Annotated in this window: 10 protein-coding genes and 1 tRNA gene; 3 read left to right on the top strand and 8 right to left on the bottom strand. The window is 58.5% G+C overall.

The features are described 5' to 3' along the window. The first annotated feature begins 13 nt into the window (after positions 1-13). A complete protein-coding gene (pcaD, locus tag MUU53_RS15930) occupies positions 14-799 on the top strand; it encodes a 3-oxoadipate enol-lactonase (protein ID WP_247261778.1) in 786 nt (261 codons plus the stop codon). Positions 800-977: 178 nt separating this feature from the next. On the opposite strand, the gene MUU53_RS15925 is transcribed toward pcaD, so the two are convergent. The 5 genes from MUU53_RS15925 to MUU53_RS15905 all read right to left on the bottom strand — a co-directional run bounded on the left by MUU53_RS15925 (position 978) and on the right by MUU53_RS15905 (position 4982). Further along, positions 978-1054, bottom strand: a tRNA-Arg gene (locus tag MUU53_RS15925). Between the two features lie 118 nt (positions 1055-1172). Beyond that, positions 1173-1712: a hypothetical protein gene (locus tag MUU53_RS15920; protein WP_247261777.1), complete on the bottom strand. Its 540-nt coding sequence runs from the start codon at positions 1710-1712 to the stop codon at positions 1173-1175. Positions 1713-1718: 6 nt separating this feature from the next. After that, positions 1719-2585: a transglutaminase family protein gene (locus MUU53_RS15915; RefSeq protein WP_247261776.1), complete on the bottom strand. Its 867-nt coding sequence runs from the start codon at positions 2583-2585 to the stop codon at positions 1719-1721. A 36-nt stretch (positions 2586-2621) separates the two neighbouring features. Continuing rightward, positions 2622-3563, bottom strand: coding sequence for an alpha-E domain-containing protein (locus MUU53_RS15910; RefSeq protein ID WP_247261775.1), 942 nt, complete (start codon positions 3561-3563; stop codon positions 2622-2624). A 6-nt stretch (positions 3564-3569) separates the two neighbouring features. Continuing rightward, positions 3570-4982, bottom strand: a complete 1413-nt coding sequence (locus MUU53_RS15905) for a circularly permuted type 2 ATP-grasp protein (RefSeq protein ID WP_062553901.1) — start codon at positions 4980-4982, stop codon at positions 3570-3572. Positions 4983-5278: 296 nt separating this feature from the next. Between MUU53_RS15905 and MUU53_RS15900 the strand changes: the two genes are divergently transcribed. Beyond that, entirely contained in the window at positions 5279-6160 is an 882-nt protein-coding gene (locus tag MUU53_RS15900; RefSeq protein ID WP_247261774.1) for a DMT family transporter, read from the top strand. A 62-nt stretch (positions 6161-6222) separates the two neighbouring features. Here MUU53_RS15900 and MUU53_RS15895 read toward each other — a convergent pair whose 3' ends face one another. Both MUU53_RS15895 and MUU53_RS15890 read right to left on the bottom strand, forming a co-directional pair. After that, positions 6223-7911, bottom strand: coding sequence for a DEAD/DEAH box helicase (locus MUU53_RS15895; RefSeq protein ID WP_247261773.1), 1689 nt, complete (start codon positions 7909-7911; stop codon positions 6223-6225). 319 nt (positions 7912-8230) lie between these two features. Then, positions 8231-8569, bottom strand: a complete 339-nt coding sequence (locus tag MUU53_RS15890; protein ID WP_247261772.1) for a hypothetical protein — start codon at positions 8567-8569, stop codon at positions 8231-8233. A gap of 371 nt (positions 8570-8940) precedes the next feature. Here MUU53_RS15890 and MUU53_RS15885 point away from each other — a divergent pair, with 371 nt between their 5' ends. Next, complete coding sequence (locus MUU53_RS15885) at positions 8941-12576, top strand: response regulator (protein ID WP_247261771.1); 3636 nt, start codon at positions 8941-8943, stop codon at positions 12574-12576. Here MUU53_RS15885 and mnmC2 read toward each other — a convergent pair whose 3' ends face one another. Beyond that, on the bottom strand, positions 12577-13302 hold the full coding sequence (gene mnmC2 / locus MUU53_RS15880) for a tRNA (5-methylaminomethyl-2-thiouridine)(34)-methyltransferase MnmC2 (protein ID WP_247261770.1): 726 nt from the start codon (positions 13300-13302) through the stop codon (positions 12577-12579). Positions 13303-13308: the final 6 nt, after the last annotated feature.

Here is a 13308-nt window from a genome sequence, read left to right as displayed (position 1 = left end):
ACAGGATCACCCTATGCCGTATCTCGACCTGCCTACCCATCGCCTTCACTATCGACTCGACGGGGCAGGCGCCGACAAGCCCTGGCTGATCTTCTGCAATTCGCTCGGTACCGATCTTCACATGTGGGATGGTCAGATGGAGGCTCTGGCCAAGGATTTCCGGATCCTGCGCTATGATCGACGCGGACATGGTCTGTCATCCGCACCTCCTTCTGCCTTCACGCTGTCTGAGCTCGCGGATGACGTCATCGCGTTGATGGATCATCTGGCGATCGAGCAGGCCAATTTCTGCGGGCTATCTATCGGAGGGCTCGTTGGGCAGTGGCTCGCGATCCATGCTGGCCACCGCTTCGACAAATTCATTTTCTGTGCCACGGCGGCCAGGATTGGGACCGGTGATTCCTGGCAGGCGCGGATCGATGCCGTCGCGGAGAAGGGTCTTTCGCCCTTGCTTTCGGGCACGGCCGAGCGATGGTTCTCGCCGGAGTTCCGGTCGAGTGCATCGGACGTCGTTCAGATCTTCATCGAAACGTTCGGGATGACGTCAATCAATGGATACATGGGTTGCTGTGCAGCCCTGCGTGATGCGGATCTTCGTGTCGATCTCGGCCGAATTGACCACCCGGTGCTCGCCATCTCCGGCATGGACGATCCTGTCTGCCCGCCGAGCGATTTGGAATACATCGCTGCATCCGTCGTCCATGGTCGGCATGTGTCCCTGCCGGGGCGCCATATCGTCAATGTCGAGGCTGCGGACCGGTTCAACGCGACGTTGGCGGAGTTCCTCAAAACCAGATAGTCGGTGTCCGTGGCTCCGCATCGGTTTTCCGGTACGGTGTTCATCCATGACCGGCGGCGATCATGGCTGCCTCTCAAGTCCGTCAGAAAACGCATCGCAACAGATAGTGCGCTCCTGGATCGTCAGCGTTCCTGCAAGGGGGTGTTTGCTTGATCGGCTTTGTCAGGCAAAACGGAAATGGCGCACCCGACAGGATTCGAACCTGTGACCTTTGGAATCGGAATCCAACACTCTATCCAGCTGAGCTACGGGTGCTTTTCAGAATCGTCCGATGCGGACGGCTGTGCCGGTGCGAGGTTCATAACAAAGGTCAGGGGCGGCATCAATCGCCCGGGGTGCAAAAAAGTGGTATGTCACCCATAATGTTCATGCCTTATCGATGCGGATGCAGGCGAAGTGCCTGATCGATCAACATGTTCGCGACTGTCATCCGGCGTGTTGCCTGCGGGCGGAAATCGGGATGCACGCGATCGGGGTGATTGAGCTTGGCGAAAGCACGGCGTCGCGCCATCAGCTTTTCTGGCGTATCCTGCGGTTTGAGGGCAAGATCCTCGGCAATTTCCGTGTCCGTCAGCCGGGCAAGATGCGGCGGCATGACAGGCGGAGGAGGCGGGGGCTCTTCAATCTTGGAGGGCGTCTGTTCTTCATCAAGGCCATAGAGGCGATGGAGGCTTTCTGTCGACGAGGGCTCAGGCCTCTCCCAGGTTTCCGTGACGAAACCCATCGGCAGGCCAGACACACGAAAATTGGCGTGCGGCTGGGCGTCTGCCTCCTGCGCATCCTCGTCGTCAAGCCGTGTCAGAATAGACTGGAAGACAGATTTTCCGAACAGCATCGGCTCCCCTTTCGGAGAGACATTGTGCAGAAGGCAGTTGGTGCGGAGCTTGTGCGCCGCACTTCTGTCCTTCGTCATTGTTCGTCAAGACTGACTTTGGTTTTGGGACTGCGTGCCGCCCTGGTCGCTTGACTGACTTTGCGACTGGCTCTGGCCTGGGCCCTCGACACTCAGTGTCACCGTCAGGTTCTCGCCTGCGGAACCAATGCGCATACCGGAAACCGGGGCGGCATCGCTATAGCAGAGGCCGGAGGCAATGCGGACATAGCGCTCGTCCGGGCAGATCTTGTTGGCCGCATCAAAGCCAACCCATCCGAGACCCGGGATGTGCACCTCCGCCCAGGCATGTGTCGCGGTTTGTTCGATCCGGTCTTCCATCATCAGGTAGCCGGAAACATAACGCGCCGGAAGCTTCAGGAAGCGCGCAGCCGAAACGAAGATATGGGCATGGTCCTGACAGACGCCTGCCTTTGCTTCCAGCGCCTGTTCAGCCGTCGTTTCGGATGATGAGGAACCGGGTTTGTATTCCACATTCGCGTGGATCAATTCCATCATAGCGTGCATCTGCGCAAGTTCGCTGTCACCGGTCACACTGCGGGCCAGTTCCTTGATGAGCTTGCCCGGCTTGGTGCGTTCTGTCTCGCGCAGATAGAGCCAGAGCGGCACGAAGCCATGATGCGGACCGAGCACGCCTGCGCGGTCGATCGTCTCCACTTCGCCTGTGGCGATGATGCGAATGGTGTGCTCGCCGCCTTCGATCGAGACAAGATCCACCCGGTTGCCGAACTGGTCATTATATCCGGCTTCGACCTTGGCGCCCTCGACACTCAGTGACCAGTTGAGCACCGTCTGTACATGGCTCGACTGCGGGTGCAGCCGAAGACGCTGGAGCGCATAGGCAACCGGCTCTTCATAGAGATATTCGGTCGTATGAGAAATCTTTAAACGCATATGGCCAATCCGTCCCCCGGTGTGCCCATGCCCCGCTCAACGGTAGAAGCGGTAGCCCTCTGAAATTTCGACGCTGAGCTGGTTGTTGCGGCTGATGAAATCCTTAAGGAATTCGTGCAGACCCTGATCCATCACATCGCCGATCTCGCCCCTTTTCAGCATGGTGCGGATGCTGTCCGCCGTGTCATGCGCGGAGTGACGCTCGCCGTAATCCTCCGCTAGATAGCGCAGATTGCTGACGATCTTTTCGTAGCAATAGGCGAGCGACCTTGGCATGCGGCGATTGAGAATAAGGAAGTCGGCGATGTTGGAGGGGCGATACTCCGCATCATAGACCCAGCCGTAAGATCGGTGCGCCGAAACAGACCGCAGGATGGATTCCCACTGGAAATTGTCGAGCGAGGAGCCCACCTGGCTGACAGCCGGCAGCAGCACGTAATATTTCACGTCCAGAATGCGGCTGGTGTTGTCCGCACGCTCGATGAAGGTGCCGATGCGCGAGAAGTTATACAGATCGTTTCGAAGCATCGAGCCGTGGAAGGCGCCGCGGATCAAGCCCGCACGCCGCTTGATCGTGTCGATCACAGCCGGCAGATCCGCAGGCTTCACCCGCTTTTCCAAGAGCTGCTTGAGTTCGATCCAGCATTCGTTGGTCGCTTCCCATGTTTCACGGGTCAGCGCGGTGCGTACCATGCGCGCATTGTTGCGGCCGGAATCGATGCAGGACATGACGCTGGAAGGGTTCGTCTTTTCACGCAGCAGGTAGTCTATTGCGTTGGCTGTGGTCACCTTGCCGTGCAGTTCCACATATTCGTCGCGCACGCCTGCGCTTTGCAGCACGCCATCCCAATCCTCATCCGTCGAGCCCGTCCGCGTCAGCGAGACGCGCAGACCCGCATCGACGAGACGCGCGATGTTTTCGGCGCGCTCGATATATCGGAACATCCAGTAGAGGCCGTTCGCAGTTCTTCCCAGCATGTTCGCTCAGTCCTCTAGAACCCACGTATCTTTGGTGCCGCCGCCCTGGCTGGAATTGACCACCAGGGATCCCTTCTTCAGGGCGACGCGGGTCAGCCCGCCCGGAATGATCTTGACCTCCTTGTCGGATACCAGAACGTAGGGGCGCAGATCCACATGGCGGGGCGCGATGCCCTTGTTGACGAGGATCGGCACGGTGGACAGCGAGAGCGTTGGCTGGGCAATATAGTTTGAGGGGCGGGCGCTGAGCTTCTCGGCAAAATCAGCCCGTTCCTTCTTGGAGGCCGTCGGCCCGACCAGCATGCCATAGCCGCCGGAGCCGTGAACTTCCTTCACGACCAGCTCTTCCAGATGCTCCAGAACATATTTCAGGCTGTCGGGTTCGGAACAGCGCCAGGTCGGCACGTTTTCGAGCAGCGGTTTGCGGCCGGTATAGAACTCGACGATTTCCGGCATGTAGGAATAGATCGCCTTGTCGTCCGAAATGCCTGTTCCCGGCGCATTGGCAATGGTGATGTTGCCGGAACGGTAGACATCCATGATGCCGGGAATGCCAAGCGCAGAGTCGGGCCGGAAGGTTAGCGGATCGAGGAAGTCGTCATCGACGCGGCGGTAGAGCACATCAATGGCTTCATAGCCGCGGGTGGTGCGCATCTTCACCTTGCCGTCGATGACGCGCAAGTCCGATCCTTCGACCAGTTCGACACCCATTGTATCAGCCAGGAAGGAATGCTCGTAATAGGCGGAATTATAGATGCCGGGCGTCAGAACCGCCACGCGCGGCTTGCCTTTGCAGCCGGGAGGGGCGAGCGATGCCAGCGATTGCCGCAGCAGATAGGGGTAGTCCTCCACCCGCTGCACCTTGTTCATGGCAAAGAGTTCCGGGAACATCTGCATCATGGTTTCCCGGTTCTCCAGCATGTAGGAGACGCCGGAAGGCGTGCGGGCATTGTCTTCCAGCACATAGAACTGGTCTTCGCCGGTGCGCACGATATCGGTGCCGACGATGTGGGTGTAGACCCCGCCCGGCGGCTTGAAGCCGATCATTTCCGGAAGGAAGGCTTCGTTCTTCTCGATCAGTTCGCGCGGGATGCGCCCTGCGCGGATGATTTCCTGCTTGTGGTAGATGTCGTCCAGAAAAGCGTTGAGCGCCAGCACTCGCTGCTCGATGCCCTGGGCCAGCTTGCGCCACTCGCGCGCTGAGATGATGCGGGGAATGATATCGAAGGGAATGAGCTTTTCAGAGGAATCGGCATGTCCGTAGACTGCGAATGTGATGCCGGTCTTTCGGAAGATCGATTCCGCGTCCTGCGATTTCTGGATCAGATGCGCAGGATCCTGTGCGGCATACCACTCCTGGTAAGTCTTGTATGGTGGGCGCGGAAGGTCTTCCGCAGTCAACATTTCATCAAATGCCAATGGTGCGTTCCCCGATTTTGGACCATAAGAGTACAACGCAAACAGCATTGCAAGAACCATGCGTCATCGAAAAACAAATTAATTAGGCAATGCTGTCTGATGGCTTGATACAAAGCGCAAAGGCGCGCCAGATTGCTCGAAGATTGTGCGCGTAGATGGTCTAACGCTCATGCAAACGCACTGCTTTTGCTATCTTTCCCGTTTCTGCGATTGTTCAACACTTCTGCTTTGCCTTGTTCTTGCATGAGGTTTAAGCAGCATCTGCACAATCCATCAGCATTTGATTCAAGGCTAACATGATGCTCGACCGCCTGGCCCCCGCGATCTTTGTCGTCCTCTGGTCGACAGGTTGGATCGTTGCCAAGATTGCAGCGGCCCACGCCGATCCGTTGACATTCCTCAGGACCCGCCATGCGCTCGCAGCGGTTGTCTTTGCCGGTTTCGTTCTGGTCTCGAAAGCACAATGGCCACGCACGCTGAAGCAGGGCCTCCATGCGTTTTTGTCCGGCATTCTGCTGCATGGCCTCTATCTGTCAGGACTCTGGTGGGCGATCGGGCAGGGCGTTCCGGCCGGTCTCTCGGGCGTTATTGCCGGGCTCCAGCCGTTGCTGACAGCGGCGTGCGCCTTCCTGCTTGTGCGCGAGAGGATCAGCCGTATACAGGTTGCCGGTCTCGCGCTTGGTTTCGCGGGCATCGCAATTGCTGTGTCGCCTCAGTTTGCCGGGGTTCTGCAGCGCGGCCTGACCGGACTCGCGATTCCGGTGCTGATCAACCTCATCGCCATGCTCTCCGTCACGCTCGGCACGCTTTATCAGAAGCGCTTTCTGGGAGACGGAGATCTTCGCGCCATCGCGACGCTGCAATATCTGGGTGCCTTTGCCGTGACGGCGCCCTTGGCCTATGGATTGGAAACGGGCCGGTTCGACTGGACCGTTCCTGCGATCGCGGCGATGGCCTGGTCGGTGCTCGGCATTTCCATGGGGGCCGTGGGCCTGTTGCTCTACCTTATCCGGCGCGGACAGGTCTCGCGCGCAGCATCCTTGATCTACATGATGCCGCCGCTGGTGGCCATTGAAGCCGCTGTGCTGTTTGGCGAGGCTCTGACCGTGCCGATGGTGATTGGGACGGTGATTGTGGTGACCGGGGTTTATCTGGTCAATCGCAAGCCGAACGCCTGAGACGGCAAAACCCGCCCTCGTTGCCGAGAGCGGGTTTCTGAGGTCAAGATATGTGTGATTGATCAGGCGCGATCGCGACGCTTCTGCTGGCCTTCGCCGCCGCCAAACTTCACCGGGCCACCATTGCCGCCGGTCTTGGCCTGACCTGGGCGTCCCTGTCCACCACGGTGCGGGCGCTTTGCACCCGGTTCGTGTGCGCCGTGGCTTGCATGGTCACGCTTGCCATGGCCCTGTGGACGGCCCTCGGCGCGATGCGGGCGACCTTCGCCCTGCGGACCGCCGAACTGCTTCTTGCGGCCCTGTCCGAAGTCTGCCGTTGCGGCCAGATCGTTGTCTGCTTCGAAACGCGGCGCTTCTTCACCACGACGCTGGCCGCGGAAGTCTTCGTTGCGCTGACGGGCAGGACGGTTGTTACTACGGCCTTCGCCGCGCTCCAGTGCTGCCTCGCCATCAGCGAAGATGGGCCGGCGTGCCGGACGGGTTTCACTGCGATTGCGGTTTGCCGAACGCTGGCCACCTTCACGATTGCCACCTTCACGATTGCCACCGTCGCGATTTCCGCCTTCACGGTTTCCGCCATTGCGAGCCTTTGTCGGGCGCGCGGGGCTGCGCATTTCAGCCGGACGCTGACCCGATGCAACGGTGATCTCGATGTTCATCAGGCGCTCGATGTCGCGCAGCAGGCGCGTTTCATCCGGGGCGCAGAACGCAATCGCGATACCATCACGGCCTGCACGGGCGGTACGGCCAATGCGGTGAACATAGGCATCCGGCACTTCCGGCAGATCATAGTTGAAGACGTGCGTCACGCCGGGAATGTCAATGCCGCGGGCTGCCACGTCGGTTGCCACGAGCACCTTGATCTCACCATCGCGGAAGGCCTTCAGTGCGCGTTCGCGCTGGCCCTGGCTCTTGTTGCCATGAATCGAGGCCACGGCAAACTGCTGGTCGGCAAGATGCTTGGAAAGCTTTTCCGCGCCATGCTTGGTGCGCAGGAACACCATGGAACGGCCATCCGGATTCGCCAGAAGGGCGTTCTTCAGAAGCGCGGTCTTATCGTTCTTGCCGGCCACGAAATGGACATACTGCTCGACCTTGTCGGCAGCCTTGCCCGGAGGGGTAACCTCGACCTTGACCGGATCCTTGAGGTAGTCACCGGCCAGATCGGCAATCGCCTTCGGCATGGTCGCCGAGAACAAAAGCGTCTGGCGCTTGTTCGGCACCATCTTGGAAATCTTGCGCAGATCATGGATGAAGCCAAGGTCCAGCATCTGGTCCGCTTCGTCAAGCACGAGATAACGCACGGTCGTCAAACCGATGGCGCGACGGCTGACGAGGTCTAGCAGACGGCCGGGTGTGGCGACCAGGATGTCGGTGCCCTTTTCCAGCATCTGCTGCTGCTTGTTGATCGAAGCGCCGCCAACGACGGAGTTGATCTTGAGCGGCGTGCCACGCACATAGGCCTTCAGATTTGCAGCGATCTGGTTCACCAGTTCGCGGGTCGGGGCCAGGATGAGGGTGCGGGTGGTGCGGTTGTCGGGGCGCTTTGCGTCCTTCAACAGCATTTCGATGAGCGGCAGACCAAATGCTGCCGTCTTGCCTGTGCCCGTCTGGGCAAGGCCAATCATGTCGCGGCTCTGAAGAAGAAGCGGGATCGCCTGCTCCTGGATCGGAGTCGCCGTTTCGTAGCCCAGCTGGGAGAGAGTGGCTACGATCTGCTTGGAAAGACCAAGCTCATGGAAATTCGTCAAGTCGAATACCTTTCGGGGCGCCAAACGAGGATGCCCGGTCAGGCACCATGCCGAACCGGTTTCATCTGGCGTCAAGAACCCCGCGTGAATTGGGAACTTGTGTGTGGAAACTGCTTTCCAGCGCTGGCCAAATAAGGCCAATACTCGTGGCGCTTGCCTTCTTCGCGAGCCATTTTCGTCGCAGGGCCTGCTCACGCGGCGGCCGGAAGGTGAAAGCTGGGCTGCATGTGCTGCTTTGCACACAAAAAGTCAAGAGCCCGCGGCCATATTGGCGCGGGCTCTGGCAATTATCATCATCTTACGAAGCGATCCGCGCCCCTCAGTACGGGCAGACCCGCACACGATAAGCCTCGCCCCAACCATTCTCGCGCCATTCATAATGGCAGCGTGGTGCCGGTGCCGGACGGTAATAGGTGCGCTCGTAGTAAACGCGGCGTGGCGGCGGTGGTGGCGGTGGATCGATATAGACCGGGCCTTCATAAACCCGACCGCGAGGCTGCGAGGCAATGGCACCGCCAATCAGGCCGCCAACGAGGCCACCGGCAAGGCCAGCCGCGAAATCGTCCCGGGCTTCTGCCGCAGGTGTCGTGACTGCCAGCGCGCTTGTCACCGTCGCAACCGCCAGACCGCACGTTATGACTTTGCTCAATGCGAACATGGATTTTTCCTTTCACCCTTCTGGGCACGTTTAGAGAGTGAAACAGAAAGGCGGCAGTTTGATGGAAAGCGCTCAGGAGAAATCTGAACAAGCGTTCAGCCAGACGAAACGTGAAATTGTTCTGAGAGATCGAATCTACTCGCGCGACTAGCAATTCGGCGTAGTTTTGGCGAATGCGTGGCGAATTTGTGGGCGCCGAAAGAATCGCATCTGACACTTTTCCGGCCCGCTGATTGGTTGAAAAGCAGAATTCCGAGGCCTTATGCCCCGGTTTATCAAGCGTTGGTTAACTATACCCGTGTCAATTCTTGGGAAACAGCGCACCATGCGAATCAGTGATCTGGCGTTCAGCGTGGTTCTTGGGGGATGAGTTGGAGAACGACAGCGCTTTACTGGAGAAGGCTTGCCGTCGGATCGGCGATCTGACGACGCCTGCCTTCATCAAGGATGGCAGCCTGCGCTATGTGGCCGTCAATGCTGCCTATGCGAGCCTCAGTGGCATTCCGCTCCACTTATTCAAGGGACGACGTGCTGAAGACATAGGTGGCTTCAAGGAAACTGCCGAGTTTTCGGACAAGCAGAGGCGTGCTCTGGTATTCGGTACGGATGAGGTTGTGACGGAGCGGGAAAGCTCCGGCCGCCCGCTTTATGAAGTCCAGATCGAACGTTTTTTGTCCGATGACGATAGCGCCTTTCTCTTTGCGCTCTACAGACCGCTGGCGGATCCGGACGTTTCTATTCTGGAGCAGGGCGGAGGCCTTTCGGATTTGGCTGTTCTCGGGCCATCTCTCGATCTCCTTGATGCTGGTATTGCGATCTTCGACGAAAATGAACGGCTTGTTTTCTTCAACGAAAACATGCAGGCCCATTTCGCCGCTCTTAGTACATCCCTCGCTGTGGGGCGCAGGCTGTTTGACATCGTTTCTGATGCCTTTCGCAGCGCGGATGCGGGTACTGATTACGGCCTCAATCTTGGTCTTATGGGACGTGAGGCTGTCGAGGCCCGTCTTGAGATTCTGCGTAGGCCGGAGTGGCATGCCGTGGAGCCCATGCCGGATGGACGATGGTTGCGCAGTGTTAACAAGCGGTTGGACAATGGCTGGATTGTCCTGTTGCGGCAGGATGTAACGGATATCAAGGTGCAGGAAATGCGCCTGGCGAGGGAAGTCGAGGAGGGCCAGATTTTCCGTGCTGTGTTCGAAGATCTGCCTGTTGCCGTGTTCTTGCGCGATAGCCGCCACCGGATTCTATATGTCAACCGTATCTACGAAGAAATGCTGGGTGGTGACCGGCAGAAGTTCATCGGCAAGACGGAACAGGAGATGTTCCCGGATTCCGCCGATCGGTATCGCGAGGAACATGAAAGACTGTTGCAACATGGCGGCAGTATCGAAAAGGATGAGGATGTCGTATTTCAGGACGGCCAAGTCATGGCGGCCATCACCCGGCTTGGCCGGATCTCATCACCATCGGGCGAGCCGTATATCGTCGGCTCTGTGACCGATGTTTCTCTCGCACGGGATGCGCAACGGCGCGCCGAGGCAATGCATGAGCAGTTAAGGGCTATACTTGAAGCTCTGCCCGTCGGCATTGCCATTCTCAACAGCGCTATGCGGCTCGAATACGTCAACCAAACACTGAACGAGTTCTGGAGGGCAGACGGTGACGAATACCGGAACTGGACGGGCGAGCAGTACCAGGATTTCCTGCGTTTTAACTTTGCGCGCGGGATATACGATAATGAAAAGATCGACGTCGATACACTGATCCACCAGCGGACCGAGATGCTGCGTCGCCCCGGTCCCATTCCACAATTCGAATTGTCCAATCCAAATGGCCGACGCATTCTGGTGGACCGGATGCATGTGGGCGACGACAAGATCCTTTTCACCTGCGTCGACATCACGGCCATCCGCCGTCGGGAGCAGGAGGCTCTGGAGGCAAGGGAGGCGCTCGACAGCCATGCGGAGATGATGCGCGACGCGACCGGCGCCATGTCGCAGGGCATTCTCATAATGAATGGCGAACAAATCGCCTTTTGCAATGATGCGGTCCATCGACTTCTGGATCTTCCCGAGGATGATCTTCAGGTCGGCAAGCAATGGCGACCGCTTTACCTGCGGCTGATCGAGCGTGGCAATATTCCTGACGCAGACAAAGTGGTCCATCAGTTACAGGAATGGGCGCAGGGGCCTGTCGGCGGCGCAAGCGCAAGGATCTCCATGTGTATTGGTGGCGATCGCTTCATTGACCTCGAAATGAAGAAGAGCGGCGAGCAGCAATATCTCGCCGTCTACACCGATGTCACCGAGATCCGCCACCGTGAACGGGAGCTCCAGCGTCTGTTGGCGCGTGCGGAAGCCGCCGACAAGGCGAAATCCGAATTCCTCGCAAATATGAGCCATGAGATCAGGACGCCTATGAATGGCGTGCTTGGCATGGCAGAGCTTTTGTCCAAATCCAACCTGGATACGAAACAGAAGACCTTCACCGAAATCATCGTGAAATCGGGCAAGGCGCTGATGACGATCATCAACGACATCCTGGATTTCTCCAAGATCGATGCAGGGCAGATGAGCCTGCGAAAAGTGCCGTTCGATGTCATCGACGCGGTGGAGGATGTCGCAACACTCTTGTCTTCCTCTGCGGCTGAAAAGGACATCGAGCTCATAGTCAAGGCAAGCGGCGGGGACATTCGCGTACTTGGCGATGCCGGACGCTTCCGGCAGATCGTCACCAATCTTCTGGGCAATGCAATCAAGTTTACGGAGCAGGGGCATGTACTTGTGGATGTCCATGCCGAGCGCACCGAAGACCACCACGTTTCTCTTCACTTGAGGATCGAGGATACTGGCATCGGTATTCCGGACGAGCAACTGGACCGGATTTTCGAAAAGTTCTCCCAAGTCGATGGCTCTTCGACGCGACGGCACGAGGGAACCGGTCTGGGACTGTCAATCACAGCGGGTCTGGTGGAAATCTTCGGCGGTACGATTCGCGTTGAGAGCAAGATCGGGCAGGGCTCCATCTTTTCGGCAGTTCTACCCTTCGACGCGGCACCTGGAAGCGGCGTGTCGCTCACCACGCCGACCAGCGTGCAGAACGCCAGAATTCTCGTCATCGATGACAATCCTATCAACAGGCAGATCCTTTCCGAACAACTGGCATCCTGGGGCTTCGACGGCGTTGCAACCGCCAGCGGGGAGGAAGGGCTTACGGTTCTCAGGGCGGCGGATGAGTTGGGTGTTCGGGTGGATGCCCTCATCCTCGATTATCAGATGCCTGAAATGAACGGGCTTGCGGTCGCAGCTGCCATTCGCAAGGACGCCCGGTTGGCGGACCTGCCGATCATTTTCCTGACCTCCATGGATACGGCGCATGCGGAGGTGGGCAACGAAGGCCTGAATGTTCAGGCGCATCTCATGAAGCCTGCCCGCGGGCAGTTGCTGCACTCTACGCTCGTCGATGTGGTGCGAAATGGCAGGCGAGACAGAGAAGCCTCAAATGCCTCCAGAAGGCTTTCGGTTTGGCATGCCGGGTCAGTTTCCAGAGCAGCCCACGACGGCCCGGTCCCTAAACCCGAAGAAAGGCGGAAGATGCCCGGGGCGCTCGAAATTCTTGTCGCGGAAGACAATGAGGTTAACCAGATCGTTTTCACCCAGATCCTGCAGTCCATGGGCGTGCGCTTCCGCATGGTGGAAAATGGAGAACAGGCCGTTGCCGCGTGGATGCAGGAAAGACCGTGCCTCATCCTGATGGATGTCTCCATGCCGCTCATGAACGGACACCAGGCGACGCGTCGCATTCGGGAGATCGAACGGTCCGAGGGAGGCCGTACCCCCATCATCGGCGTGACGGCCCATGCGCTGGAAAGCGACCGTGATCTCTGTCTGGCAGCGGGAATGGATGACTACCTCTCCAAGCCAATCAGCCCGGAAATCCTGATCGCCAAGATCAGTGATTGGTATTCACTGGATGCGGAAGCCGACGGCGCCTTTCAGGTTTGATCATGCTGGATCTTTTGAGAGCCTGATACCACACAACATTTCTCGCTTGCCCGCAAAGCCCGGTCGTCGTTCCACGACAAAGCCTGCCGCCTGCAAGTTTCTCCGCACGAAGCCCGCCGCTGCATAAGTGGCGAATGTACCGTCCATGGCGGTTTTCTCACAGACTGCCGTCATGAGGTCCAGCGACCACATGGTTGGATTGCGCGAGGGTGCGAACCCATCCAGAAACCACGCATCGAATATGCCATCCCAAAGGGGAACGTTTGTACCCGCTTCTCCGCACACGACAGTCAGGCGAACCCGGTCATTCAGGTTCAGCGATACTATGCCTTCGGGCCGCTCCGGCCAGAGGGCGGTGAGCGCCTTGCGCTCTGCATCCACCTCCGGCCAATGGGCAAGCGCGCGGTCTATTTCGTTTGCAGCCAGCGGCAGCAGTTCGAATGAGGTGAAATGCAGGCTTGCGTCGAATGGTGCTGTCTGCTCCCACTGGCGCCATGTTTCGCAAAAGTTCAGGCCCGTTCCGAAGCCTAGTTCGCCGATGCGGAATTCGCCCGGCCTCTGCCAGCGTTCCGGCAGACCGTTTCCAGCCAGAAACACGTGGCCGCATTCGAGCCTGCCATCGGTCTGACAATAAAAGTGATCGCCAAACTGGGTGGAATAGGGCATATCGCCCTCGCGCCATTCCAGCGGTGTCGCCTCGTTTTCAGTCTGTCCGGGAGCCGTCATGGTTCA

The sequence above is a fragment of the Affinirhizobium lemnae genome (genome assembly GCF_022968395.1).
Classification (GTDB): domain Bacteria; phylum Pseudomonadota; class Alphaproteobacteria; order Rhizobiales; family Rhizobiaceae; genus Neorhizobium; species Neorhizobium lemnae.
This window is presented reverse-complemented; position numbering and strand designations above follow the sequence as displayed.